This is a genomic window from Leptospira ellinghausenii (assembly GCF_003114815.1).
Lineage (GTDB): Bacteria > Spirochaetota > Leptospiria > Leptospirales > Leptospiraceae > Leptospira_A > Leptospira_A ellinghausenii.
This window is the reverse complement of the sequence record NZ_BFAZ01000008.1, coordinates 42,000-67,252: the sequence shown is the minus strand read 5'-3', so window position 1 is coordinate 67,252 and position 25,253 is coordinate 42,000. Positions and strand designations below refer to the sequence as shown.

General features: G+C 39.1%; 25 protein-coding genes. 20 read left to right on the top strand and 5 right to left on the bottom strand.

Features of this window, described 5'->3' with window-relative positions:
* The first annotated feature begins 11 nt into the window (after positions 1-11).
* The 7 genes from DI076_RS07510 (at position 12) to DI076_RS07480 (ending at position 5,886) form a co-directional block, all read left to right on the top strand.
* A complete protein-coding gene (locus tag DI076_RS07510; protein WP_100726978.1) occupies positions 12-1,712 on the top strand; it encodes a 30S ribosomal protein S1 in 1,701 nt (566 codons plus the stop codon).
* 4 nt (positions 1,713-1,716) lie between these two features.
* Positions 1,717-2,463 (top strand): tetratricopeptide repeat protein, encoded by a 747-nt coding sequence (locus DI076_RS07505; protein ID WP_108959332.1) that lies wholly within the window; start codon positions 1,717-1,719, stop codon positions 2,461-2,463.
* A 3-nt stretch (positions 2,464-2,466) separates the two neighbouring features.
* Positions 2,467-3,081, top strand: coding sequence for an ATP phosphoribosyltransferase (gene hisG, locus DI076_RS07500; protein ID WP_100721702.1), 615 nt, complete (start codon positions 2,467-2,469; stop codon positions 3,079-3,081).
* Between the two features lie 67 nt (positions 3,082-3,148).
* Complete coding sequence (gene rpmF, locus DI076_RS07495; protein ID WP_015679024.1) at positions 3,149-3,349, top strand: 50S ribosomal protein L32; 201 nt, start codon at positions 3,149-3,151, stop codon at positions 3,347-3,349.
* A gap of 5 nt (positions 3,350-3,354) precedes the next feature.
* Positions 3,355-4,377 carry a phosphate acyltransferase PlsX gene (plsX, locus tag DI076_RS07490; RefSeq protein ID WP_108959331.1) on the top strand — a complete coding sequence of 341 codons (1,023 nt, stop codon included), beginning with the start codon at positions 3,355-3,357 and terminating at the stop codon, positions 4,375-4,377.
* A gap of 166 nt (positions 4,378-4,543) precedes the next feature.
* Complete coding sequence (fabG, locus tag DI076_RS07485; RefSeq protein WP_100727124.1) at positions 4,544-5,305, top strand: 3-oxoacyl-ACP reductase FabG; 762 nt, start codon at positions 4,544-4,546, stop codon at positions 5,303-5,305.
* A 173-nt stretch (positions 5,306-5,478) separates the two neighbouring features.
* Positions 5,479-5,886, top strand: coding sequence for a hypothetical protein (locus DI076_RS07480; protein ID WP_108959330.1), 408 nt, complete (start codon positions 5,479-5,481; stop codon positions 5,884-5,886).
* Positions 5,887-5,891: 5 nt separating this feature from the next.
* Here DI076_RS07480 and DI076_RS07475 read toward each other — a convergent pair whose 3' ends face one another.
* The 3 genes from DI076_RS07475 to DI076_RS07465 form a co-directional block, all read right to left on the bottom strand.
* The gene (locus tag DI076_RS07475) at positions 5,892-7,010 is read right to left on the bottom strand and encodes a hypothetical protein (RefSeq protein WP_108959505.1); all 1,119 of its coding nucleotides are present in this window, start codon (positions 7,008-7,010) and stop codon (positions 5,892-5,894) included.
* Positions 7,011-7,014: 4 nt separating this feature from the next.
* Positions 7,015-8,919 (bottom strand): DUF1538 domain-containing protein, encoded by a 1,905-nt coding sequence (locus tag DI076_RS07470; protein WP_108959329.1) that lies wholly within the window; start codon positions 8,917-8,919, stop codon positions 7,015-7,017.
* Positions 8,920-9,024: 105 nt separating this feature from the next.
* Positions 9,025-10,608 (bottom strand): sulfurtransferase, encoded by a 1,584-nt coding sequence (locus tag DI076_RS07465; protein WP_108959328.1) that lies wholly within the window; start codon positions 10,606-10,608, stop codon positions 9,025-9,027.
* A 377-nt stretch (positions 10,609-10,985) separates the two neighbouring features.
* Between DI076_RS07465 and acpP the strand changes: the two genes are divergently transcribed.
* Genes acpP through DI076_RS07435 form a run of 6 tightly spaced genes read left to right on the top strand, consistent with a single transcriptional unit; the run spans position 10,986 to position 15,163 of the window.
* Positions 10,986-11,219: an acyl carrier protein gene (gene acpP, locus DI076_RS07460; protein ID WP_002974954.1), complete on the top strand. Its 234-nt coding sequence runs from the start codon at positions 10,986-10,988 to the stop codon at positions 11,217-11,219.
* A gap of 53 nt (positions 11,220-11,272) precedes the next feature.
* Positions 11,273-12,001 carry a ribonuclease III gene (rnc, locus tag DI076_RS07455; protein WP_108959327.1) on the top strand — a complete coding sequence of 243 codons (729 nt, stop codon included), beginning with the start codon at positions 11,273-11,275 and terminating at the stop codon, positions 11,999-12,001.
* Positions 12,001-12,462: an NUDIX hydrolase gene (locus DI076_RS07450; RefSeq protein WP_372487286.1), complete on the top strand. Its 462-nt coding sequence runs from the start codon at positions 12,001-12,003 to the stop codon at positions 12,460-12,462. The genes rnc and DI076_RS07450 overlap by 1 nt, the downstream gene beginning before the upstream one ends.
* Positions 12,459-13,559 (top strand): 3-dehydroquinate synthase, encoded by a 1,101-nt coding sequence (aroB, locus tag DI076_RS07445; RefSeq protein ID WP_108959326.1) that lies wholly within the window; start codon positions 12,459-12,461, stop codon positions 13,557-13,559. The genes DI076_RS07450 and aroB overlap by 4 nt, the downstream gene beginning before the upstream one ends.
* A complete protein-coding gene (locus DI076_RS07440) occupies positions 13,552-14,448 on the top strand; it encodes a mechanosensitive ion channel family protein (RefSeq protein WP_108959325.1) in 897 nt (298 codons plus the stop codon). The genes aroB and DI076_RS07440 overlap by 8 nt, the downstream gene beginning before the upstream one ends.
* The gene (locus DI076_RS07435) at positions 14,423-15,163 is read left to right on the top strand and encodes a toxin-antitoxin system YwqK family antitoxin (protein ID WP_108959324.1); all 741 of its coding nucleotides are present in this window, start codon (positions 14,423-14,425) and stop codon (positions 15,161-15,163) included. Before DI076_RS07440 ends, DI076_RS07435 begins: the two co-directional genes overlap by 26 nt.
* Before the next feature lie 2 nt (positions 15,164-15,165).
* Here the strand turns inward: DI076_RS07435 and DI076_RS07430 are convergent, their stop codons facing one another.
* Positions 15,166-16,185 (bottom strand): LIC_10230 family protein, encoded by a 1,020-nt coding sequence (locus DI076_RS07430; protein ID WP_108959323.1) that lies wholly within the window; start codon positions 16,183-16,185, stop codon positions 15,166-15,168.
* A 6-nt stretch (positions 16,186-16,191) separates the two neighbouring features.
* Complete coding sequence (locus DI076_RS07425) at positions 16,192-17,178, bottom strand: hypothetical protein (RefSeq protein ID WP_108959322.1); 987 nt, start codon at positions 17,176-17,178, stop codon at positions 16,192-16,194.
* Positions 17,179-17,238: 60 nt separating this feature from the next.
* Between DI076_RS07425 and DI076_RS07420 the strand changes: the two genes are divergently transcribed.
* Genes DI076_RS07420 through mtaB form a run of 7 tightly spaced genes read left to right on the top strand, consistent with a single transcriptional unit; the run spans position 17,239 to position 25,211 of the window.
* The gene (locus DI076_RS07420) at positions 17,239-18,591 is read left to right on the top strand and encodes an ABC transporter permease (protein WP_174705034.1); all 1,353 of its coding nucleotides are present in this window, start codon (positions 17,239-17,241) and stop codon (positions 18,589-18,591) included.
* Positions 18,584-19,282: an ABC transporter ATP-binding protein gene (locus DI076_RS07415; protein ID WP_108959321.1), complete on the top strand. Its 699-nt coding sequence runs from the start codon at positions 18,584-18,586 to the stop codon at positions 19,280-19,282. The genes DI076_RS07420 and DI076_RS07415 overlap by 8 nt, the downstream gene beginning before the upstream one ends.
* Complete coding sequence (locus DI076_RS07410; RefSeq protein ID WP_108959320.1) at positions 19,282-20,076, top strand: ATP--guanido phosphotransferase; 795 nt, start codon at positions 19,282-19,284, stop codon at positions 20,074-20,076. The genes DI076_RS07415 and DI076_RS07410 overlap by 1 nt, the downstream gene beginning before the upstream one ends.
* A 60-nt stretch (positions 20,077-20,136) precedes the next feature.
* The gene (locus DI076_RS07405) at positions 20,137-22,689 is read left to right on the top strand and encodes an ATP-dependent Clp protease ATP-binding subunit (RefSeq protein WP_108959319.1); all 2,553 of its coding nucleotides are present in this window, start codon (positions 20,137-20,139) and stop codon (positions 22,687-22,689) included.
* A gap of 25 nt (positions 22,690-22,714) precedes the next feature.
* Positions 22,715-23,149, top strand: a complete 435-nt coding sequence (locus DI076_RS07400) for a hypothetical protein (protein ID WP_108959318.1) — start codon at positions 22,715-22,717, stop codon at positions 23,147-23,149.
* Positions 23,146-23,925: a tetratricopeptide repeat protein gene (locus DI076_RS07395; protein ID WP_108959317.1), complete on the top strand. Its 780-nt coding sequence runs from the start codon at positions 23,146-23,148 to the stop codon at positions 23,923-23,925. The genes DI076_RS07400 and DI076_RS07395 overlap by 4 nt, the downstream gene beginning before the upstream one ends.
* A complete protein-coding gene (gene mtaB, locus DI076_RS07390) occupies positions 23,922-25,211 on the top strand; it encodes a tRNA (N(6)-L-threonylcarbamoyladenosine(37)-C(2))-methylthiotransferase MtaB (protein ID WP_108959316.1) in 1,290 nt (429 codons plus the stop codon). Before DI076_RS07395 ends, mtaB begins: the two co-directional genes overlap by 4 nt.
* Positions 25,212-25,253: the final 42 nt, after the last annotated feature.

Genomic DNA, 25,253 nt, shown 5'->3' with positions numbered 1-25,253 from the left:
CCCGGTAACCATTGAATTCAACCAACCCATCCTCCCCCAAAAATGAGACCACTTCCTTCGGCGAATTATTAGAGAAGTGGGAATCGCAGTCACAAGCACAAGAACAAGAGAACTCCGCAGGAAAAGGCACCCTAATCGAAGGTACTGTAGTCGATGTCATTGGTGACACTGTTTTCCTTGATATTGGAGAAAAATTAGAAGCTCGTGTTTCTCGTGAAGACTTCTCTGAAACGCCAAAACGTGGTGAGAAAGTCAGTGCGATCATCAAAAAGCGGGTCGACGGTTATTGTGTCCTCTCCAAAAAAGAAGCGGACCAAAGGGTTGGTTGGGAAACCATCAAAGATGCAAGCCAAAACGGATACCCTCTCTCAGGCAAAATTGTCGGTGAAGTGAAAAACAAAGGTTACCTCGTAGAAAGTGAAGGAATCCAATTATTCCTGCCAGCTTCTCATGTAGGGGTTCGTTTTAAAGAATCCACTGAAGGTGGAAAAGAGTTTTCATTCAAAATCATCGAACTCAATGAAAAAACGAGAACTGGTGTGGTGTCTCGTAAAACCCTTCTCGACGAAATCAATGGCGAAAAGTGGGAAGAACTCCTTGGTAAAGTGAAAGTGGGAGACAAGGTAACTGGAAAGGTTGTGAAAATCGCCAACTTTGGTGTTTTCCTTTCTGTTTACGATGTAGTTGGTCTCCTCCGCCAAAACGATATCTCTTATAAAAAATTTGCTCCTTTCAAACAATACTTCAACATCGGTGCAGAAGTCGAAGTGATTGTCCTTGAAATTGATAAGGAAAACAATAAACTTTCCCTTGGCATCAAACAGTTGTATGAAGACCCATGGGCTTGGGCGAAAAAAGAACTCGAAAAAGGGATGGTTGTGCGAGGAATCGTTACTTCTCTTACTAACTTCGGAGCATTCGTAGAACTCAAAGAAGGTTTAGAAGGTCTTATCCATACAACAGAACTTTCTTGGGCTAAAAAACCACCACATCCAAAAGATGTTTTGAAAAAAGGCCAAGAAGTTGACTCTGAAATTTTAGACATTGATTTCGAAGCAAGACGTTTGTCTCTCGGACTCAAACAACTCCTACCTAACCCTTGGGAAGCTCTTTCTGCAAACGTTCGTGCAGGAAATGTTCTCGAAGGTAAAATCACTGGGATCACAAAATACGGTGCTTTCGTAGAGGTAGAAAGTGGAATCGAAGGACTCATTCATATCTCTGATATCACTTGGGATGAAAAAGAAAAGAATCCACTAAACCTCCTTAAAAAAGGCCAATCGGTTCAATACAAAATCCTAGATGTCAACTTAGATGCACAACGCATTAGCTGTGGATTAAAACAACTCTCTGAGCACCCATACGAAGCACTTCGCAAAAAATACCCACCAGGTACTCTTGTAGAAGGTCGTGTGAAATCCATCGTTAGTTTTGGAGTGTTTGTGGAAGTAGAACCTGGTTACGAAGGCCTTGTTCACATTTCTGAAATCCCAGATGGTCGTAACATCAAATTAGAAGACTTATACAAAGTAGGTGATTCTGTTCGCACTGTTGTGGTGAAAATTGAACCTAACAACAAAAAGATCTCCCTCTCTATCAAAGACTTTGATAAAGCTGTAGAAAGAGAAGAGATGGCTAAATACATGAAGGAAGACAACCAACCTTCACGTGAATCCATCGGATCTTTTATGAATTTAAACCAAAACCGATAGGTCCATGGATAAGTTTCATAAGAAGAACATCATCGAACAAAAAAAACAAGCCGAGCTCATCGAAAAGGATGAGTTCGCTGATTTTGAAGGTTCAAAAGCAGAACTTGTTTTTTTAAAGTTCACTCATTTTTTATCTAAAAATCGTAAGTCTGTTTTTATCGGTCTCGCATCCGCTATTATTGTGTTAGCTGGTGTGATTGGCTTTTTTGAATACAGGCAATATCTTTTTGAAAAAGAAACGGTTACTTTAGAAGACCTCAAACTCACACACCAAAAAGCAAATGTTGGTTTGGATGCACAAATCCAAAGTTTAGAAGTATTTTTACAAAACCAAAGTACTGGTAGAATGGAACTTCGAGTTTGGAAAGACCTTTCTAAATTGTATGCTGAGAAAGGTGAGTTTGGGAAAGCAGCTTCTTACTTAGAAGATGCGGCTAAAAAAATTGACACTCCTAAAGAAATCAAAGCACTCTATTTCTATATTGCTGGTAACTACCGGGAACGGGAAAAAAACAACGCAAAGTCTTTAGAAAATTATAAAATCGCTGCAACGGTAGTGGAACCTGCTCGTGAACTCAACGGGTTTAAAGCATGGTCTTATTACCAAGCAGGTAGATTGTCGTATCTAACTGGAGACAAACAAGGAGCAAAACAATTCCTAGAAAAAGCACTCAAACTTGATGGTGCAGAATCTGGCGAAGATGTAAAACTCCTTGCAAGTTATTTACTCCTCAAACTCGGGAAAAACTAACCGATGTTAACTTTGGCTCTCCCGAAAGGTAGGCTTGCCGAAGAAACTGCTCTTCTTTTGAAATCCAAAGGATGGCTAAAAAACCTGCCATCTGAGGGTTCTAAAGAACTCACCTACGTCTCTGAAGACAAAAGAATCCGTCTATTATTTGTTAGATCACAAGATGTCTGCACCTATGTGGAAGAAGCTGCAGCGGATGCGGGGATTGTTGGTTGGGACATACTAAGGGAAGGTGGTTTTGACTTAATTGCACCTGTAGATCTCAAATTAGGCGCCTGTAGGTTATCTCTTGCTTCCTTTCCCGACTTTGATCTTTTTGCCAAACGTTCCAAAGTGCGAGTGGCAACCAAATACCCGAACCTCACTCGCGAATATTTTTTTTCCAAAGGCATTTCCTGCGAAATCATCAAACTTTATGGTTCGATTGAACTTGCTCCCATTGTAGGACTTTCCGATTGTATCGTCGACCTAGTATCCACTGGGGGCACCTTAAAAGCCAACGGACTGAAAGAATTTGAGTCCATTTTGTATAGTACAGCCCGTTTGGTCAGCAATCGTTCCTCTTTTTATCACAAACACGCCGAATTACGGTCTCTTATCGAGAGCCTAGAAAATTAAAATATTGTTTTCACATCGGATTTCCAAAACATAGTAAAAACCAGTTATAATTCCATAGAGGATAGCCATGGCAGTCCCAAAGAGACGTAAATCAAAATCGAAAGTTAGAACAAAAAGAGCCCATCATGCGATTGGCAAACCTAACTTAAACCCGTGTTCCAATTGTGGATCATTTGTTCTTTCCCACCGTGTATGCCCTTATTGCGGTTTTTATAAGGGTAAACTCGTAGTCGCTCAAAAAGTTAAAAAAACGACCGAAGATAACTAACCGTCATGTGGGTCGCCGTGGACGCGATGAGCGGAGATTACGGCCCTGAAGGTATCGTCGAGGGCGCGGTACTGGCAGTACGAGAATTCGGACTGTCTGTTTCGCTCGTTGGCGATGAACAAGAGTTACTTGATATCCTGTTAAAATTCGATTATGACACTGAAAAAATCCGTGTCATACATTCTACTGAGATCATCGGTATGAATGATTCTCCATCCATAGCAGTCCGCGCTATGGAGGATTCTTCCGTAGTAAAAGCAGTTCGCTTAGTAGCAGACAAAGAATGTATCGGAGTGTTTTCACCTGGAAACACTGGAGCTACTATGGCCGCTGCATTATTACACCTAGGTCGCCTACCTGGCGTTTTACGACCTCCCATTGCTGCACCCATTCCTAGGGAAGAAGGACCACCCGTTATTTTGTTAGATGCTGGTGCCAATGTTGACTGCAAACCAGAATACCTTGCTCAATTTGCAATCATGGGTGAAATTTATTCTCGCGAACTATTTGGTGTCAAAAATCCAAAGGTTGGCATCCTCTCCAATGGAGAAGAAGACAAAAAAGGAAATACCGTTTCTGTCAAAACTTTTGATCTCTTAAAAAAAATTCCCTTTAATTTTGTCGGTAATGTGGAAGGCCGTGATTTGTATGGCAGTGGAAGAGAAGTAGATGTTGTCGTATGCGATGGTTTTATTGGAAACATAGTTTTGAAAGCCACGGAAGGACTCGCGAAATCGATTTTTAATGTTTTACGAAATTCTATCAGACAATCAAGTCTTGCCCAAACGGGTGCACTTCTTTTAAAATCTACATTTACTGCTGTGAAAAAACGTTTAGATTATGCTGAATACGGTGGAGCACTTCTGTTAGGTGTGGAAGGGATTTGTATGATTGGGCATGGATCTTCTAATGCACTTGCAGTCAAAAATGCAGTGAGAGTGATATCGGAGTGCGCCAAACACGGTATCAACGAAAGGATCCGAGAACGATTGGGTGAACACAAAAATATTTTAGGAGATTCTCACTAAAGAGATACTAGAGATAGAAGAGAATCTGGAATTTAGATTGACTGCGAAAAATTACCTTTACACGGAAGTTAGGTGATTTGGCGATGCGTCTTTGAAAACGTTTGTTTTCATTTATTTGATTTGTTTAGTAAATTGTTTAGGAATTAGAAAAAAAGAGGAACAAAAAATGATCAGTTTATCAGGGAAAACAGCCATTGTAACAGGTGGTGCAAGAGGAATCGGAAAGGCAACTTGTTTGAAACTTGCATCTCTAGGTGCAAACATCGTTGTCGCAGATATGAACCCAGAAGCAACAAACGCAACTGCGGAAGAACTTAAATCCAAAGGATACAAAGCAATCGCAGTTGTTGCCAATGTATCTGTGGAAGAAGATGCTCAAAAACTAATTGATACTGCAAAAAAAGAATTTGGATCTGTTGATATTCTTGTTAATAACGCAGGGATCACTCGTGATACTCTCCTTATGAGAATGAAAAAAGAGCAGTGGGATGCAGTCATTGCTGTAAACCTTACAGGGACTTATCTCTGTACACAAGCAGCGATCAAAGTGATGATGAAACAAGAAAATGGTGGATCCATCATTAACTTATCTTCTATCTCTGGTGAAAACGGAAACATTGGACAAACAAATTACTCTGCTTCGAAAGCAGGTGTGATTGGTTTTACAAAAGCTGTGGCTCTTGAGATGGCTTCTAGAAAAGTTCGTTGTAACGCAATTGCTCCAGGATTCATTGCAACTGAAATGACAGAAGCAATCCCAGAAAACATCAGACATGGTATGGTTCAAGCGATTCCATTAAAACGTGCTGGTCTTCCTGAAGACATCGCAAACGGAATTGCTTTCCTTGCATCGGATGCTTCTTCCTTTATCACAGGTCACATCCTCGATATCAATGGTGGTGGATTTTTACCAGGTGGCGGTCACTAAAAAGTAGGATTTTTTCCATCCACTTGGGACCAAACATCTCAAGTGGAGTCATTTCTCATCACAGATAGAACCAATTTCAAAATATTTCTCCTCTTTAGATGAGAAATAAATGCGAACAGACCAAAAACTATACCAAGTCCTTGAAAAAGCCCATATTGATACGAAAATCGCGGTTGAAATTTAAGGATTGGATCGTTGATACTATTGAAGAGAAACGCGACCAAGGCATAACCAATATGCAAGAAACAAAGATTCTACCCATGCACCAAGAAGTAAGAACCGGATTTGACACCATGCGTACCGAAATGAACCAACGGTCAGAATCTTTGCGAAATGAAATGAACCTGCGTTTCGAATCCTTTCAATTAAGTATGGACGCTCGATTTGAATCTATGCAATCAACTATGGATGCCCGATTTGAATCGATTGAAAAAAGGTTGGATTCCATCAACTTTACCATTCGAATTTTGGGGATCCCTATCGTAGGGGCAACCATTGGTGGATTAGGTGTGATTTTTTGCAAATTTATGAACGATTGTTCCTTTGATCGATCAGAATGTTATTGGAATTTGATTGCTTGAGTTTTCTACTTTTGATTCGACTTTTTCGATTGGTATGAGAAGGCTCTTGGGATTTCCATTGTATAAGCGATTCCTTCAAATTTTTGATTAAAAAATTCTAATTCATTTAAGACTTCAATTACTTCAGGTAAGTTTTTTTTAGGGATAAGTAAATTCGCAACTTCCCTTGCTGGTGTGAAGACACTATCCGTATTTCCTGTGTGAGAAAGTCGTTTGAGTGAAATTGTAGAACTTGTGACACCCACTTTTCGCAGAGCACTTGTTACAAATTCCATTGATTCTTCTTTACAATTCAAAACGAGGTTTACTCCCTCAAAATAGTTTCTATGTCGAAGGGAGATTCTAAATTGATTCGATTTTTTTCTCCATTCCATATTCCCGTATAACTGATCCAATGCGGAAATAATTTGGTCCATACTCGCAGCTTGTTTTGGACCCTCTAAACTCACCTTCGTATTGAGTAATCCTTGACCAACTGGGAATTCAAAAATAAACCCCCTGCCAGGTAAATCCAATCGACCAACTTCAATCATAAAATCTAAAACATGTTCGATATCGGAAGAGTGTACTATGAGTTTAAGGATCTCCTTTTCTTTTGGGATTGTAACCCGAAGTAAACCCAATCGGTCTCGTAACCCAGTCCCTGTACCATAGCTGATGGTTGGAACAGCAATCCCATTTTGTAAAACCAACCTAGCGATTGGTTCTGCAGATCCTCTAGGTAAAACACAAAAAATTCCAGTAAGTCCAGTAAATCCAATTGGTTTTTTGATTTCTTTCGAAGAATGAACGTAAAAATTTTGATTGGCCGAAATGAGTTCAATTGATTCTGAATATATACTTCCATGTCCAGGTATATTTAATTCAGCAGCATCTCGTATCATAGATATTAAAAAATTTTCTGAACTTTCCTCGCATATGATTTCCAAAATGGAAACTGGCATATCTATAATGGCATGATTTCGGTAAAAATCAAAAAACCATAATCCTCGTTTAGCGAGAACTGGGTATCTACCAGGTTCAATTTGATAGTACAAGTCACCTTGGTTTTTTAGTGTTGTGACAACTGATTCTGTTAGGTCTCTGTGTACAATTGTTGTGATTCGTGAAGTTTTACGTTTCATGATCTTATTTTGTTTTTGATTCTGAATCATTTACGGAAAGTTTGCGAGAATTTTCTACGATGATACCCATAATGAGTACTGACAAAATTGGAAATGCAGAGGCACATGCCAAAATACCAAATCCATCAATTGTTCCCAATTGATTTCCAATTCCTAGACCCATTGCGATGATAAGAGGGACTGTGATGGGGCCTGTTGTAACACCTGCACTATCCCAAGCAATTTCGATAAATTCTGATTTACTTATCGTATTTAATATTAATAAAAAAATATAGATTGGAACTAAAATCCAAATCAGTGGGATTTCCAATACAATTTTTAAAATACCAGTTAATGTTCCAAAACCAACTCCAATAGCCACAGATTGGATGAGTAAAGATTTTCGAAAGGTTCCTACGGTTGTTTCTTCCACAGCATTACCTAAAGCAGATAAAGCAGGTTCGGCCAAGGTTGCACTATATCCCAATACAAAAGCAAATGCTAATACAATGACATAACCAAGAAGGTTGTCTTCTTTCCCAAAAATAGGTCCATGAATAGGGATGTATTCATATACCTTGTTAGTTGGATTCCAATTTTCTTCGTGGTATGGAATTCCAGAATATAATTTTCTCTCTTTTAAGTAAAAGAATTTTTCCTCTTTCCCTTCTTCATTCACTGCTGTATATACAGATTTTGGATTAAAATTTTTGATGAATTTGATGGAGTCAGTGAGTTCAATTGAGCGGAATGTGGAAGGAAGTTTCCCTCCTACTTGGTCTCCCAATTGATTCAGTCCAAACATGATGCCAAAATTAAAAATAGTAAGTCCTAAAATCGAAAACACAATCCCAAGTTGTAATTCTTCTGGGTAAGCAATTTTTTCTCTTAGGATGAAGTATAAAAACAAAATCAAAAAAATGGATAATGGTAAAATGGCTCGTAGCGCTAATTGGAATGCACCCGCCAATTTAGATGGAAATTCTTTGACCGTCGTATTTTGTATGGATTGAGTTTGATTTTCTATTTTTTGTCGCTTATACTGTTTGGCTTTATTTCCCAACAAAAAATTGGATTCTTCTGTATGGACTCCTTGTTTGAAAAATTCCATTTCTGACATCGGTTTTGGTACTTTATTAGAAAAATATATCCCAACCAAAAATACCGCTAAAATTGGGAATAGGGATGCTAAAGTCACAACACCGTAGGCACTACTTTGTTCGTTTTTTTCAGATACCTTGGAGATACCAATGCCCAATGCGACAACAAGAGGTACGGTTACAGGACCTGTTGTTACAGCACCCGAATCCCAAGCAAGACCAGAAATATGTTGTAAGTTTTCATCAAAATAAGCGTAAATACTGACAGCTAACAAAAGTAAAACGGAAGGCACTAAGATTTTCGAAAGTGAAAATCCATATAAAAACCGAAACATTCCAAACACAACAGATATACCAACTCCAATCGCAATCGATAAATAAAGAGTGTCTGATCCTCCATTCAGTAGATAATAGAGTAAAGGTGCATCCCAAGGTGCAACTTTACTACCACATGCTTTTAAGATAGAAATCGCTGGTTCTGCTAAAGTTGCTCCCATACCCAAAAGGACTGAAAAAATCAAAATGCTAAACATACCTAATTTTTGAGGTAATTTTAATCCCAAGGCTTCTCCAAGAGGCATCAGTCCTAAGAATAATCCTTCGAGAAAAAAAGTAAGACCTAATATGACTGCACAAATTCCAATTGTGATGATCCCTGCTTCTTTGATTGGGATTCTTAAGACCAATAATTGGAAAACGGAAAGGTACAAAACAATCCAAATGACAGATTTAAATTGATTCCAAATTTTTTTTTGGAGGTAAGGTAGTATTAAAGCGAGGGCTTCTCGAAATCCTATATGTATTGCTTCTTCTTTTTCATTCCTTGCCATAAAGACAAACTGTCAGACAAAAACATTTTTGAAAAGGGAATTTAAGCGAGAAAAGAATGTCTCTTGGTGTGAACCAAGAGACGAAAGTGTAAACTGGGAAAGATTTTAATACTTGTATGCTTTATCTTCTTGGATGAATTTTTTTGAAGTGGTGGCTTGTAAATTCACTGGAGCAGGTTTTACTCTACTGATCGCACTTCCAACATTTCCAGAATTTGAAATTTGTGGATTATAACCAAAGACACTTACAGAAGCCAAATCTGTCCTCCACTTAAAATCACTCGGAACTTGGTTGGTGTTATTGTCTGGATGAGAAGCGACGAGAGCCGTCCATTCCACAAGAGACCCATCATAATAAGCAGTTGGGTATCCAAGGATATTGAGTGACGCAAATCCATTCACTTGTGCTTCAAAATTGGTTCTACATTGGCTGATCACAGTGGAACCTGCAACATACCCTTTGTTTGCAAAAATGTTAGCCAATGCCGATTTTGACTTATATCGATAACCATTGTTAAATGCTGTAGCAGTTACACCAGATGTATTCCCTGAATCAGGGATTCCTTCAAATAGGGCAAGCCATGGAAAGGTGACTGCTCCTTTGATATTCCCTTCAAATGGCACATAGGTTTTCCCAGCAGTGTTTGCAGAATTTGTATCCCCACTTGCTCCCCAAACAACTGGAGCACCTGCAGAATCATAACCAGTTGTTATGTATTGAGAGGTATCACCATTCACTCCAGCAGACCGACCAGATCCAAATTGTGTAGAGGGTCTTGCATCAATCAGAAATTGTGTATTCGTAATCCCAAATACATTGGAAGTTGTTAGATTGTTTTTTGCAATTTCATATACATCTTCTAAACCAAGTGTAATTGCAGTATTGTCCACACGCAATTGGCGCACACTGAATGTTCCTTTGGTAGTTGGTAATGTCGATTTTGTTGTACTGGTTTGCGCAGATTGAACGAAATTATTGGTGATATTGTATCGTAAGTTTCCATTCAATATGGCTAAATGTTTTACATCCACTCCCCAATACCGTAACCAATAAAATCCTCTAGTTATGTCTTGGATGGCTCCTGCAACCGTGGCAGTGGCTGCTCCTGGATCAGCACTAACAGTAGTTCCATTCCCCGTACCAGCAGCAAACACAACTAAATCTTTTGTTGGATCAATATTGTAAGTGTTTAACCAATCATCCACAAACGTTCCATTGGCCTGGTAACGGATGGAATTATTGAATAAACCTGAGTCACGAGTTTGGTTAAACCGAAATCCACCGGAGGGAAGGTCTGGTGTTGTGTAATCATTTAACAAATAAACATAAACACCTGAAGATGGATCGGATTTGATATATGCATTATGACCATCACCCGAAACACGGTTTGCGGCATCTGTTTGTAAGACCACAAGTTTCCCTGTAATCCCCGAGGGTCGATTTGTTTGCCAGTTGCTCACCCAAGAATTTAGAGTTGATCCTGTGATGAGTCCCCATTTGTTCTCATTATAATCAGCAGAAGATTCATTCGTGAGATCAGATACTGTATTCACGCGGATCTGATTGGCTGCCAAAACGAGTAGGCTTGCGAGTAATGAATCGTTATTCTCATCTTTTTTTTCAGTACAAAAAACGAAGGAAGAGAGTAGGAAGAGGGAAGTGAGAGTTTTTGTCCATTTCCGAATCATGGAAGTCTCCTAAAAAAGTTATTTCTTAGAGTTGATTTCGGATTCCCTTCCTGGTTCGGGAAGTAAGTTTCGTTATAACGAAGTATATTTCTGTTAAAATGGATCAATTGGCTGGAAATCAGGGCAAGATATTGCCATCTCTTGGAAACTAAGACAGAATGGTTCTTTTTTCCGCGTTTGTTTCGATAGAAGATCCTATTAATATATGTTAGGTGATGTTAGAACGATGTCAAAGGTTTCAAGAGGAAAATAATCTATTTAGACTTGCCAAAAATTCCGACAATTTCATTTTAAAAAAACGCTAGGCGTACATATATACCTGGCGGAAAACGATTTAACACTTGCCCCACTGTTCACAGTGGCCTGGAGGATATAAAATGGCAGATTTCGAAAAAATTAAGTCAATCATCGTAGAACAACTTGGTGTTGATGAATCAGAAGTTACACCTGAAGCTCACTTCATCAATGATCTTGGTGCTGACTCTCTTGACACAGTTGAACTAGTGATGGCTCTTGAAGAAGAGTTTGGTGTGGAAATTTCTGATGAAGACGCAGAAAAAATCCAAACCGTAGGCGATGTAATTAAATTCATCGATAAACTTAAGGGGTAATTCCCAATCCAAAAACCGGGTTCCCCGAATAGAGGAACCCGGATCTTTTTCCCTTGTCCCAATCCATTCGCATCAAACTTTCTCCTGAAAGAATCATCTCTCTAAAAGAACTACAATCCCTTACAAACACAAGTTTTAAGGATGTTTCTCTTCTCCACCTAGCTTTTGTTCATAGGTCCTTTGCCAATGAAGATTCAGATCGGTATCTATCTGACAATGAACGATTGGAATTTTTAGGTGATTCGGTCCTTGGGATCCTGGCAGCTGAATACCTTTATAAATCATTACCTAAGGGCAAGGAGGGGATCTTAGCGAAACTCAAAAGCAAAATGGTATCTGCACCTGCTATTGCCAAATTGGCACGTGTGTACCGGTTCCCTGATTTTTTGTTATTGGGAAAGGGTGAAAAAGAAAAAGGGGAAGTGAACTTAAATTTACAAGCAGACTGTTTTGAAGCTTTCTTAGGTGCTTTGTATCTTGACCAAGGTTTGAACAGTTGTCGGATCTTTTTAACCCCACATTTCCAAACGATGGAAAAAAAAATAGAGTCTGCGGAAGAAACAAAAGATTACAAAACCATATTACAGGAATATTGCCAAAAAAAATGGAAAAAATTACCTGAGTATATTCTATTGAAAGAAGAAGGGCCTGACCACGATAAAGAATTTTCTGTATCAGTTTCCTGTGAAAATCATTTTCAAACGACGGGTGATGGAAAGAATAAACGGAGAGCCGAACAAATGGCCGCAAAAGCAGCTCTGCGTGTTTTGAACTTATTATGATCGATTTTTTACTCAAATCAAAATCCATGAGAGTCCGGGTAGCCGCACTCATCCAAGATCCCAAAGGCAAAATTTTACTCGTCCAACAACAGAAAAAACAATCTGGGTATTGGTTACTTCCTGGTGGGGGAATTGAATTTGGTGAATCTGGTGAAGAAGCTCTCAAACGAGAACTAAGAGAAGAACTGTCTCTCGAAGTAAGCCACACTGAATTTTTATTATTAAATGAATCCATTGATCCCAACAAAAAAAGACACCTGATACAAATTGTATTTTTAACAAAGGTAAAAGAACTTTTGCCAGTACTCAATGCGAAAGAAAAAGCAATATCAGGATTTGGTTATTTCACACCAAAAGAAATTCTATCTATGGATTTAAGACCTGATATAAAACATTTCTTTCGGACCAAAAGCACAAATAAACCTAGATATATTTCAAGCCCATGGGTGAATGAACCATGAAGTTATCAGAACGAGAAGTCGTCGGTTCAGGATTTGTTTACCCTGTCGAGTTACATGAAGACTTTGTTGGTCTTTCTGAAAAACTGAACAAACTCAAAAAAATATCACATGTCTTTGTTCTCACAAGCCGTGAAATCGCAGGCATTTACGAAAAGTATTTAATCAAAGAACTCAAAAACAGCTCTCTTCCTTTTTCCTTTATTTACTTAAAATCTGGTGAAAAAAACAAACACATTGACCGCGTCAAAAAAGTGTACCACCAACTCATTGAAGCCGATGCTGATCGAAATGCGGTGATCATTGCCTTTGGTGGCGGAGTGGTGGGTGATTTTGCTGGTTTCATCGCTGCTACCTACCAGAGAGGGGTTCGGTTCATCCAAGTCCCTACAACCTTACTTGCTTGCGTGGATTCTTCTGTAGGTGGAAAGGTCGCAGTAAATGTTGATTCAGGCAAAAACATGGTGGGTGCATTTTACCAACCACAATTTGTTTTTGCTCCCCTTTTCACACTCTCTACCTTACCAAAAAAAGAATGGAGTTGTGGTCTTGCGGAAGTGGTCAAACATTCCTTTTTAGACGGTGGGAATTTTTTAGAAACTATTTCCAAATCCAAACGTTCTGATTTTTTTGAAAAGTCAGATATCCTGCGTTATGCGATCGAAGAATCCGTACGAGTGAAGTCATCAATTGTTTCCCAAGATGAAAAAGAATCGGGATTACGTGCCGTCCTCAATTTAGGGCACACAACTGGCCATGCAATTGAATCCCTAACACTTTACAAAAAGTATTCACATGGAGAGGCAGTTTCTGTAGGTCTTGTAACTGCATTGTTATTATCAAAAGAATTAGTTGGTTTTTCTGAATCCAACTTCCAAAAAGCGATTTCACTCATGTCCCAATTAGAATTGCCAACTGTATTGGAAGAAAAACCGGATTTGGTTCTGAAACACATGGAACATGATAAAAAAAAGGATGGAAATACTTTAAAGTTTGTTCTCTTGGAAGACTTCGGTAAACCAAAGTTTGGTGTTCCAGTGGAAAGGAAACAAATTCTCGAAATATTGAAACGCCATAAAGGAAACAAACTCAATGGGTAGTGGAAGTATAAAAGAATTTTATTTAGATCTCAATCCATTAACTCTACTTAAAAATAGTAATAGAGAATTTGCTGAAACGCTCATTTTATTTGCGTACATGGTTGTGTTTGCAGTGATTTGTTACAAAATCACAATGTTCCTTGTCGAGAGAATTAAACCGGCTCTCGACCCAGTTCATGAATACAATCGAAGGAAAGTAGCAAGGATGGGTTTTTTAATCGTTTTTGCGATAGCCTATTTACCTATCATTTTTTCGAGTTTATCACTTCTTCCAACAGTGCTAGGTCTTGCTGGCGCAGGGATTGTGATCTCACTGAAAGAAGTTTGGCTCAACATGGTTGGTTGGTTTATGATCATGGGAGCCAATGGATTTAAGGTGGGTGATCGGATAGAAATTGATTCGATCAAGGGTGATGTTGTAAACATTGGATTTTTTAAGTTTACCTTACTTGAAATTGCACAAGACCCAAGATTTGAACAGTCGACAAATCGTCTGATTCATTTCCCAAATTATAATATTGTCTTACATCGTTTTTTTGTCGTATCAGAAACTATGGATTTTGTTTGGGATGAGTTTCGTGTATACTTGGAACTTCGATCCAACTGGGAAAAAGCAGAAAAAATTTGTTCCCAAATTTTACATGAAGAGTTGGTGCTCGCTCCTGAACTAGTGGAATCCAAAATTCGAGAAATGTCAAAAAACTATCTCGTAAGACTTGGTAAAACAACACCAATTGTTTACACATCATTGGAACCAGAAGGAACCATTTTAATGTGTTTGCGTTATCTTACACCAATTCGTTCCAAACGATTGAATCGAATCTTAATCTCAAAAGAAATCTTAACCAAATTTAGAGAAGAAAATGACATCTACATCTACACCCATTAAAGACAGTCCTGTTTGGATTTTTATTTCCCTTCTCTTAATTATTTTCCTTGGTGGATATTTATTTGGTCCATGCAAAGGAAGTACTGAAAGACCAAATACAGTTCCTAAAGATGCAAGTTTTGATAAAAAAACGAATCACTACCAAATGATTGGAGAAGGTTATTTTCGTGAATGGTATGAAAACGGTAATTTAGTGGCAATTGTACCCATCGATGCTCTCGGAAGGCCAGATGGAATTGGAAAAAAATTAAACTATTTCGATGGTACCACCATTATGGAAGGAAAAATGGTGAATGGTGAGAGAGATGGACTTTGGAAATTCTACTTCTCAGATGGCAAAATGTATATAGAACAAAACTATAAAGCAGGTTACCGAAAAAAACAACTTTGGATCCAATCTGCTGAAATTGGAAATGAAAACGGTGCTTACTTTCGTTATTACCGCAATGGCAGATTGAATGAAAAGGGATTCTTTGATGGAGGGCTTCGCACAGGTGATTGGGTTAGATATTACCCTGATACAAAAGTAGAAGCTAAGGGCAGTTATTCAGAAGACAAAAAAATCGGTGAGTGGTTTTATTATTATCCAACGGGTGTTAAAGAAGCATCCGAATTGTATTCTGAATCAGGGGAATTGGTTTCACGTAACACGTATTATCCGAATGGAAGCCCGTGGTGTATTGTAAAACAAAACAAAACACCTGAATGTAATTAAAATTAAAACTCTGTCGTTTTTCCGAATAATCCCAAATTGTTTTGGATGAGATCAATATTAAAGAGTAATAAACTAAACAAAAACGTCACAAATAAAATGATAAGTATCGTGCTAAAAATGGAAAAAAATCCATTTCGTAAAAAACGATATTGTAAGTAGGCAAAACTGACAGATAGGTTTTGCCAATTTTTGTTTTTGGACTCACCACCTACTTTGTTGTAATTGAAGATATAAAATACAGATAAGAGTCCAATTAAAAAGAAAATAAAGTAACTGAATTCGCTTACATAATGTTTTTGTAAGAGAAAGAGTGGGATATAAATTAAATTCCCAATTAGAATTCCAATCAGTATGATTACGAGGACATGGAAAATAGGCGCAAAATAGGTGCCCGTTTTGGTTTGGCCAGGAGATCTTCCTTCCTCTTCTAATGAAGACGAAAATTGTAAAGATTGAAACCCTTCATATGGTTCCTTGTCTTTGATGATGGTTCGATAAGCTAGAATCGTAAAGATATATGTACAAATTAGGAATAGAAAATAAAAATAAGAAAAGATATCTTTTTGAACCATTAAGTTCAATTGGAAAAATATTTTTGGTAATAAGACAACCAGTGAAACAGGATACAAAACATGTGCCATTGATTTATGAAACCAAACATGGAACATGTAGGTCATTGCAGTTGAAAAGGTTAAAAAGAGATAAAACAATAGAAGGCCAAGTAATAGTTTTTGGCCAATTAACACTCGTTTGACGTTGTCTTTTGTGTCCTCTAAATCAGTATCAATTGGCAATTCTTTTGATTCTATTTCGACTAAAAAAGATTCAAGATAAGAAATTCTACCGATGACACCATTTTCAGCGATAACCTTCGGTTTTATTGTTTCCAAATTTGATTCTGGTGATTCAGAAGAGATAAAATCAGGGAATTGTACTGTGTAGTCCACAAAAAGTGAGTGTAGGACAACCAGTGCGATGAAGAAAGGGGAAAGGATTGGTAATTTTTTTCTGAATTGGGTCATTAGATTTTAGAGAATTACAAAAATTGTCATCATACCGATTGCAAGTACAACAAGCATAATGATATAAGGCATCAAATGGAAACTTTCATCAGCGGTTAAATTAGGATTTTGTTTTGCTTTCGTAATTTTAGCTGTTGGAGAGGCGACAGAGTTCATGATATTGGCAGCACCCATATTGCTATCAGTGGTTTTGATTTTCACTGAGTTTTCTTCTTCAATGATTTTTCCATAGATTTGTTCATTGATTTTGATCACAACTTCCGAAAAGTTTTTGTTATTCGAAATGTTTACAATTTTGGCTGGCATTTGTTTGATTGCGCCAGATTCTTCCTTTAACTCCAAAGTGTTAATGATAGAATCAGTGATTGAATCTCCAGGTACCAATCTTACATATACATTGTCACCTGCTTTCAGTTCTACGAGTGGTACACCATTCACAGGTGAGAGTTGGAATTTAAACTGCACAATTTGTTTGTCAGCAGGGATCAGAAATCCAGACGCCTGTGGAACAGGTGTTATTGGAGGTGCTTCTTTTTTGGCAATCTCCTCTTCGTCCACAGTAGTTTTAGTCATGTCGTTTGGATCAATCAGTTCAAAATGGATTTCCACTTTGGGTTCTGAATTTCCAGCAGTTCGTTTGTGAATTTCACTGAAAACAAAGTCCAATCGGTCCGTTAGATTGTGATCCATGTAATGAAGGATCTCTTCTAAAAAACTTTCAGAACCAAACTTGGTTTTGATGAGTTCCTGTAAGGACTTTGTAATGTTTTTTTGTTGTTCTCCCTTATAGATCACTCTTTGCATTCGGTTATAAAAGTCTTGGAATGTGGACCGAACGGGCAAAAGTGAAAGGGGGCTTGTACAAGAAACACCCTCAAATTTCACCGATTTGATTTCAACCGGGTCAATGATGGCAGAAACCATGGTGTACACCATATTGGCTTCGTCTCGAAGATTGACTTTGACAGAATAATAGTTTGGTGTTTCAGGCATAAGGTTCTTTTTTGACAGTATCCATCTTTCGAAGAAAGCTGTCAAAAAGATTAGGTCATCATGGGAATCGTCTCTTTAATCACAATCCGTTACATCCGAGGGTCCCGCGTTCTAGGGTTTCTCTCTATCAAATCCAGACTATCGTTCATCGTGATGGCTGTGGGAGTTGGGCTTCTTGTTGTGGTTCTTTCCATTTTTAATGGATTCCAAAAACAAGTAAAAGAATCCCTTTGGCAAGGTGGTCCTCACATCACGATTGAAAATTCGTACGGGTCGGGGGCTATTTATGATTATGAAACAGTCATCAATCATCTCAAATCTGATCCAAAACTCGCGGAATCCTTTGTTTCTGTAGAAGGGAATATCACAAGCCACGGCCTCATCCAAAGTAATAATAATTTTAACCCGATTATGATCCGTGCGGTTCCCATTGACTCGATTGAAAAATTGGTGGAAAATGGACTTCCAAATTTCCCACGTATTTTGCAGTACAACCGAGACGAAATCCCAGCCATCAATACCAAAAAAATGGTCGTGGTAGGAAAGGAAATGAGTGCCATTTATGGGTATGGGATTGGACGGGAGATTACCATGGCAGTACCTGGAGGAAGGTTTACTGTGGAACGAGGTGTACAAGTGAACGTACAATCCTTTCGTTTGGTGGGTCTTTTTAAAACAGGTTACTACAATTACGATTCTAAGTTTGTCTTTTTATCTCTCCCGCAAGCCCAAGAATTTTTTAAGATGAAAGGTGCGGTAAACCAAATTGCCATCAAAGTTCGTTCTTTGGATGATTTAAAACTCACCAAACATAGAATCTTATCTAGGTTAAACGAAGAAAACTGGAACCAGAAAATCCAAGATGATACGTCTTGGTCGGTCAGGACCATTGCAGAAGAACAAGAGAACTTCCTTGCAGCCCTTCGTTTGGAAAAAACCATCATCTCCATCATTGTGTTTCTATTCATTGTGCTTGCCGCCCTTGGGATGGTCGCAACTGTACACTCTCTCATTCGCGCGAAACGAAGGTCCATTGGAACGTTAAAAGCACTTGGACTTGCATCTACTGATATTCTACTCATCTTCACACTGAATGCCATGATCGTAGGAATTTTGTCTTCTCTTGTGGGTGGAATGACGGGAATTTTTATCGCGACCAAATTAGAAGTCATCATCAATGCGATTTCGGAAATCATCAATGGTGTGGGGAGTCTCTTAAATCCAGGGGATTGGGATCCTGTGGAACTTGTTCCGAAAGATATCTATTACTTTGATCACATCCCAGTGGACATTGATATTTCCTTTATCTTTATGGTGACAACAGCTGCTACCATTCTCTCAGGCCTTGCTGGGTATTTCCCTGCACGTATGGCTGCTAATTTAAACCCAGTGGATACCATTCGCAATGACTAATTCTGAAATCAAACCAACTGTTTCTGTTCGTAAATTAGAAAAATATTACCAAGTTGTGGACAAACGGTACCATATCATTTCTGGTCTCGACTTTGAAGTGTTACCTGGTGAAATCGTTTCCGTGGAAGGAGCATCTGGTGTCGGAAAATCCACACTCCTCAATATCCTCGGCGCCATGGACTCGTTTGACGACGGTGAGGTGGAAGTCTGTGGAGTTTCTCTGAAAAACCTAAGTGAAAAACAAAGAGAGAGTTTTCGTGCGGAAAAAATTTCCTTTATCTTCCAACAACACTTACTGCTTCCTGATTTTACTGCTTTAGAAAATGTAATGATGCCACTTCTCATTGCAAGGATGAATCCATCACAAGCAAAATCCGAGGCAATTGAAATCTTAAAAAAAGTAGGTCTTGGCGAACGAACCGAAAGTTTTCCTTCCCAACTTTCAGGGGGAGAAAGTGCACGTGTGGGAGTGGCTCGTGCCCTTGTGGGAAGAAGGCAACTCATCCTGGCAGATGAACCGACAGGAAACTTGGATCGGGATAATTCAAGGCATCTCATGGATCTCATCAAAGACTTACAAAACGAATTTAAATTTTCACTGATCCTTGTGACTCATGACTTAGAACTTGCTTCCATGGCACACAAACGGAATCGAATTGTTTCTGGAAAACTATCGCCTGTTAGTTTGTAATGTTTTGCCGGATTTGTGGCACAAAGGATACCCAATTTCAAATTTCTGGTAAATATGGGTGCGAACATTGTGTCACAGTGTTTCCGGTTCCCAAACAACCTCGTCGTTTGTGGATACCCACTTCACTTTTAAAAGAAATCGAGGAAATTTTCACTCATAGCCAATCCAAGATCAAATTCCTTTCGTATCGAACTCGGATCACAAGGAATTTGGCACATTCTTTGTTTCCCTTTTATGAACCTAAGGAAACGGAAGTAAAACAATTGTTAGCCGAAAATGGATATTGGGAAAATTGGGAAGAGGAATCAAACAGTCTTACCGTATCAAAAGAAGGAGTAAGTCCAGTTTACCACTTGTATTTGGGTTCAGAGGACCACGTACGTTTGGAAATTCTTCACATTTTGGATCTAAACTACGGACAATTGCAAAACACTAACAAATCGTTACCAACAAGGGTTTCTAAAGAGAATCGATCTCTCCTTCGTTTGTTCTACAGACGAAAACTCTGGGCATATCGCAAAGGGATTGGGTTTCTTTCCTCTTGTCCTACCAATTTGGGGAAAGGACGGAGGGATTCTCTCTTACTCGGAATCAAAGAAGGAGTGGATCCCAGGTTCTTTTCACTTTTCGAGAAACTTTCTGAATTTGGTATAGAAATTGCTCCTTCCACCGATCATAGAAGAGAGTCCCTGGGAAACTTCCGTGGACTTGTCGTAAAAATCTCGTGGAAGAACGCATTCGCGGTCCAAAAACGTCAGTTTTACAAAATTCTTGGTTTACGAGGCTCCCTTTAAACCAGTACGGTCGTGATGGGAACAAGGACGTTCGTCTAATTACTAAAGGCAGGGTGCGGCATGTTGGAATTCACAAAAAGAGCAAAAAGAGTCATCAACGAAATCGCCCAAGATGAGGCTAAACGTTTAGGCTCCGATTTTATCGGTCCTGAACACATTCTACTTGGGCTTCTCCGGGAAGAGGACTCTGTCGCGATTAAGATTCTAACGAATCTAAACATCAATTTAAACGAACTCCGTAAAGAAGTGGAGAAACGTACCCGTGAGGGTTCGGGTGCTTTGTTACTCGATGTCAGCCAAGGGCAAGACAAGTACCAAAAAATGATCGAAGTTTCCAAAGAAGAGGCAAAACGCCTCAAACATAATTATGTGGGAACCGAACACATTTTACTCGCATTACTTCGTGATAATAATAACATCGCTGGCGGATCATTATCTTCCTTCAGTGTGAACTATAATGTCATCAAGTCGGAAATTTTACGACTACTCGGAGCTCCACCTTCGGGTGCAGTAGGTGGTGGGACAACTGGTTCTCAAACCACTGGGCAAAGCCAAACACAAACGGCAACTCCTAGACAAGAAAAAAGTAAAACTCCGATCCTAGACGAATTTGCACGTGACCTCACACAACTCGCTCGTGAGAAAAAATTGGATCCTGTCATCGGAAGGTCAAAAGAGATCGAACGAGTGATTCAGATTTTATCTCGTAAGACAAAAAACAACCCAGTGCTCGTAGGAGAATCGGGTGTTGGTAAAACTGCAATTGTAGAAGGTCTTGCACAAGCGGTGATTGAAAAGTTAGTGCCTGATCTCCTTTTCGAAAAACGAGTGTTATCTTTGGATTTGGCAAGCCTCATTGCAGGAACCAAATACCGTGGTGAGTTCGAAGAACGATTGAAAAAAATCATGAAAGAAATCGTCACTTCACAAAACATCATCATCTTCATTGATGAGTTACACACTCTCATTGGAGCAGGTGCTGCTGAAGGAGCAGTGGATGCTGCTAACATTCTTAAACCAGCACTCGCTCGTGGGGAACTACAATGTATTGGTGCGACAACCAATAACGAATACCGTAAATACATCGAAAAAGATTCTGCTTTGGAAAGACGATTCCAAATGGTGAAGGTTCTTGAACCTTCTGTGGATGATGCAGTTCTTATCTTAGATGGTTTGAAAAAAGCTTACGAAGCCCACCATAAAGTGCGTTATTCGGAAAAAGCCATAGAACAAGCTGTGAAATTATCTCATCGTTATATCAATGATCGTTTTTTACCAGACAAGGCAATTGACATCATTGATGAAGCTGGAGCCAAAGCACGCCTTGCGAATTGCCAACGACCTAATGAAATCAAAGAGATTGAAGAAGAGATCAAAGCACTTTCTGTCAAAAAAGAAGATTTGGTTCGTAGCCAAGAATATGAGAAAGCAGCAGCTGTTCGTGATGAAGTGAATCGTAAAAAAGGCCAATTGGAAGAAAAAACCAAACAATGGCAAGAACGTATGGAAGGATATGCTGTTTCGATCGAAGAAGAAGACATCCTTTCTGTGGTCAGTTTATGGACTGGCATTCCTTTGAAAAAAATGGAACAGTCCGAAAACACCAAACTTCTCAATTTGGAAGAGGACATCAAATCTCGAATTGTCGGCCAAACCGAAGCCATCGAAAAAGTGGCACGTGCTGTCAGACGTTCACGCACTGGTCTCAAAAGTGAAAAGCGACCTACAGGTTCTTTTATCTTCCTTGGACCAACAGGAGTGGGAAAAACAGAACTCGCAAAAGCTCTCGCTGAGCAGTTGTTTGGTTCAGAAGACAATATGCTTCGTATTGATATGTCTGAATACATGGAACCTCATGCAGTTTCCAGACTCATCGGAGCACCTCCAGGGTATGTTGGGTATGATGATGGTGGCCAACTCACTGAATTTGTGAGGAGAAAACCATATAGTTTGGTGTTACTCGATGAGATTGAAAAAGCACACCATGATTTGTTTAATATCCTACTCCAAATAATGGAAGAGGGAAATTTAACAGACACCAAAGGTCGTAAGGTGAATTTCCGAGATACCATTATCATCATGACATCCAATATTGCCGCTAAGGAAATTTCCAAAGGTGGACGATTGGGTTTTGAAGATTTTGCGGAAGAAAGAGAAACTTACAAAGCAGAACAAGCTAGAGAACAATTGAAAAAACATTTCAATCCTGAGTTTCTCAACCGTGTAGATGAAGTCGTATACTTTGCTCCTCTCAAAAAAGAAGAAATCGTTAGCATTGTTGATATCATGTTGAAGGATTTTAACAAACGTTTGACGGAGAAAAAAGTTCTAGTGGAACTATCACAAGGTGCAAAAGAACATTTTGCTACCATCGGATACGACCAAAACTATGGGGCACGTCCTCTCAGACGTGTGTTCCAAAGAGAGTTGGAAGATTATATGGCAGTGCAGTCTCTAAAAGGGGTGTATGACAACCCTACCAAAATATTGGTAGATATGGCAGAAGGGAAACTTGTATATTCCGAAACTCCTTGGTCCGACTACAAAGAAGTCCCGAAAAAAGATGACGGTTCTTCTCCAAACACTGAGGAAAAAGACTTAGCTCTCGTTTAGAGAGTGAGAAGGAAGGCGAACGGAAATGGCAATTCTCATTCCCCTCGTCTTCCTGTTTTCTTACTTTTTCATTCGTAAAATTTGGTTCCAACTACGTAAAATTCGCACTGTTGGGACGATAGAACGAATCGAACTCGGATACATCCGGCCGAATTTAATCCTACCTGAAGTCAAAGTTCATTACAAATACTACTTCCAATCGGGTTTGTATTATGGTTCAGGGTATCTGAATTTATCCGATTTTTTACCTACTGAAGAATTCCATCTGCACCTGGGCCCTGGGGAAAATCCAATTCTTTATGTAGGGGATATGGAAATCATTACAGAAGAACATATCGAACATTACTTGCTTTCCAAAGGGGGAAGCGTTTTCCTATACCTGGACCCTATTGAACCATACCATTCCAGGATCGATACGGTCAATTTGAACTCCATTACGGTTCCCTCGGATTTACTATGAAACATTTTTTTCACATCACTGCTGTTATTTGTCTACTTGTATCCACATTGTATGCGCAAGAGAAGGAACAAGTTGGTTCTGCTTATTTCCAAGCGGTGGATGAATACAAAACTAAAAACTATTCTAAATCAATCGAACTCGTAAAAAGCCTACTTGCGGATGGTAAGTCATCTTACGAATTTTTTGCCTTACTTGCTTACAATTATGATAAGTTAAACGACTTTGATAATTCCTACAAAAATATGTTGGAAGCAAGAAAACGAAAACCAGATGATGAAGACCTCCTCCAAGGAAGCCTTGCCATATTAACTCGACACAAAAAATGGAAACCTGCGATTGAGTTGGCTGAAAAAGCCATCCCCATGTACCCACAAAATCCAGAGATTCGTTATTATTATGCATTGGCACTCTCTGAAAAGGGAGCTTCCAAAACTGCTCTTTCCCAAATTGAAAAAGCAAAAGCCGGAAGTCCGAGTGATGTTCGTATGTTAGAGTTAGAAGGTAAAATTTATTACCAATTAAAAAATTATGACAAGGCTGATATGAGTTTACGTTGGGCATCTAGTATCAACCAAAACTCTGCAGAAATTTGGAATAACCTAGCACTCGTTCAAGAATCACTATATAGAACGAATAAAAAATTGGGCAAAAAAAATCAGGCCAATACCTTTTTGGAAGAAGCCAAAACATGTATCGAAAAGGCATCCTCTCTCAATGGAGAAAGTAATACCATTAAAGAAAATTCGAAAAGGATTACCGCACTCGCAGCCCTGTGAAAATTAAGTTCCATACACTCGGTTGCCGTCTCAATTTTTTTGAGACAGATGGAATGTACTCCGTCCTAAAAGACAAAGGGTTTACCCTCGCTACAGCAGATGAAAACGCAGAGTACATCGTTGTAAACACATGTACCGTAACAAACAAAGCTGATGTCAAAAATCGAAACATCATCCGTAATGCCATTCGCACAAATCCTGGTGCAAAAGTATATGTGACTGGCTGTTATGCGGAGACCGACAAAGAAGTTTTACAAAATATCCCTGGGGTGTTTGGAGTTTTTGGGAATACCGAAAAAAGCAGTTTGCCTTACCAAATCTTAGCAGATTGGGAAGGCAAATCCTACTCACAACCACCTAACTTAGATCGTTTTTCTTACTCAGACGTATTACCGGAAGGACATACTAGAGCCTATCTAAAAATCCAAGATGGTTGTAATCGAAAGTGTTCTTATTGCAAAATTCCTGCGGCAAGAGGACTTGGGGTCAGTCGAAACTACGGGGACATTATAGACCAAGTTAAATACTTACAAGACAATGGAGTGGGTGAAATTCAATTAACGGGCGTTAATTTGGGTTGGTACCGATTGGAAAACGGAGAAAAAGGGTTTCTGAACTTAGTGGAAGATATCTTAAAAGTATTAGAATACTCAAGGATTCGTTTGTCCTCCATTGAGCCTCCTGATGTTGGCTCTGGGTTACTTGATTTAATGCAACACCCAAGGTTTTGTAAATTTTTACATGTTCCCATCCAAAGTGGTAGTCGAAAAATCTTAAAAGATATGCGACGAACCTACCACCCTGATGCGTTTCGTACACGTATTGAACTTGCAAAATCAAAACTACCCAATTTGTTTTTAGGAACAGATGTGATTGTAGGTTTCCCTTCAGAAACAGAAGTGGAATTCCGAGAAACCAAGCGATTGTTAGTTGAGCTTGGGTTTGCCAAATTACACGTATTCCCGTATTCTGTTCGCAAAGGAACCTCCGCCGAAAGTTTGGGTGATCCTATCCCTGGGGATGAAAAAAAACGCAGAGTATTAGATCTTATGGCGCTCAGCTCCCAACTACACGAAGTTTATGCAAAATCTGCCATCGGGAAAACCTTTGAAGCCATATTGGAAAACGATGGAAGGCTTGTGACGGATCATTATTTAAAAGGACGTCTTCCTGAAACATTCCCTATTGATACCTTACAAAAAGGGCAGTTTGTTGATGTTAGGTGCGAAGAATATTTCCCCGCCAAAGACAAAGAAGGTGAATTTCTCTTTACCTTTGCTCGTTAATTCAAAAGAAAAAAGATTTCCAAATCAAACGAAGTGATCATG

Coding starts and splice junctions, on each gene's coding strand:
- DI076_RS07505 (WP_108959332.1), top strand. CDS start 1,717: ATGGATAAGTTTCATAAGAAGAACATCATCGAACAAAAAAAACAAGCC.
- hisG (WP_100721702.1), top strand. CDS start 2,467: ATGTTAACTTTGGCTCTCCCGAAAGGTAGGCTTGCCGAAGAAACTGCT.
- rpmF (WP_015679024.1), top strand. CDS start 3,149: ATGGCAGTCCCAAAGAGACGTAAATCAAAATCGAAAGTTAGAACAAAA.
- plsX (WP_108959331.1), top strand. CDS start 3,355: ATGTGGGTCGCCGTGGACGCGATGAGCGGAGATTACGGCCCTGAAGGT.
- fabG (WP_100727124.1), top strand. CDS start 4,544: ATGATCAGTTTATCAGGGAAAACAGCCATTGTAACAGGTGGTGCAAGA.
- DI076_RS07475 (WP_108959505.1), bottom strand. CDS start 7,010: ATGAAACGTAAAACTTCACGAATCACAACAATTGTACACAGAGACCTA.
- DI076_RS07470 (WP_108959329.1), bottom strand. CDS start 8,919: ATGGCAAGGAATGAAAAAGAAGAAGCAATACATATAGGATTTCGAGAA.
- DI076_RS07465 (WP_108959328.1), bottom strand. CDS start 10,608: ATGATTCGGAAATGGACAAAAACTCTCACTTCCCTCTTCCTACTCTCT.
- acpP (WP_002974954.1), top strand. CDS start 10,986: ATGGCAGATTTCGAAAAAATTAAGTCAATCATCGTAGAACAACTTGGT.
- aroB (WP_108959326.1), top strand. CDS start 12,459: ATGAAGTTATCAGAACGAGAAGTCGTCGGTTCAGGATTTGTTTACCCT.
- DI076_RS07440 (WP_108959325.1), top strand. CDS start 13,552: ATGGGTAGTGGAAGTATAAAAGAATTTTATTTAGATCTCAATCCATTA.
- DI076_RS07435 (WP_108959324.1), top strand. CDS start 14,423: ATGACATCTACATCTACACCCATTAAAGACAGTCCTGTTTGGATTTTT.
- DI076_RS07430 (WP_108959323.1), bottom strand. CDS start 16,185: ATGACCCAATTCAGAAAAAAATTACCAATCCTTTCCCCTTTCTTCATC.
- DI076_RS07425 (WP_108959322.1), bottom strand. CDS start 17,178: ATGCCTGAAACACCAAACTATTATTCTGTCAAAGTCAATCTTCGAGAC.
- DI076_RS07420 (WP_174705034.1), top strand. CDS start 17,239: ATGGGAATCGTCTCTTTAATCACAATCCGTTACATCCGAGGGTCCCGC.
- DI076_RS07415 (WP_108959321.1), top strand. CDS start 18,584: ATGACTAATTCTGAAATCAAACCAACTGTTTCTGTTCGTAAATTAGAA.
- DI076_RS07410 (WP_108959320.1), top strand. CDS start 19,282: ATGTTTTGCCGGATTTGTGGCACAAAGGATACCCAATTTCAAATTTCT.
- DI076_RS07405 (WP_108959319.1), top strand. CDS start 20,137: ATGTTGGAATTCACAAAAAGAGCAAAAAGAGTCATCAACGAAATCGCC.
- DI076_RS07400 (WP_108959318.1), top strand. CDS start 22,715: ATGGCAATTCTCATTCCCCTCGTCTTCCTGTTTTCTTACTTTTTCATT.
- DI076_RS07395 (WP_108959317.1), top strand. CDS start 23,146: ATGAAACATTTTTTTCACATCACTGCTGTTATTTGTCTACTTGTATCC.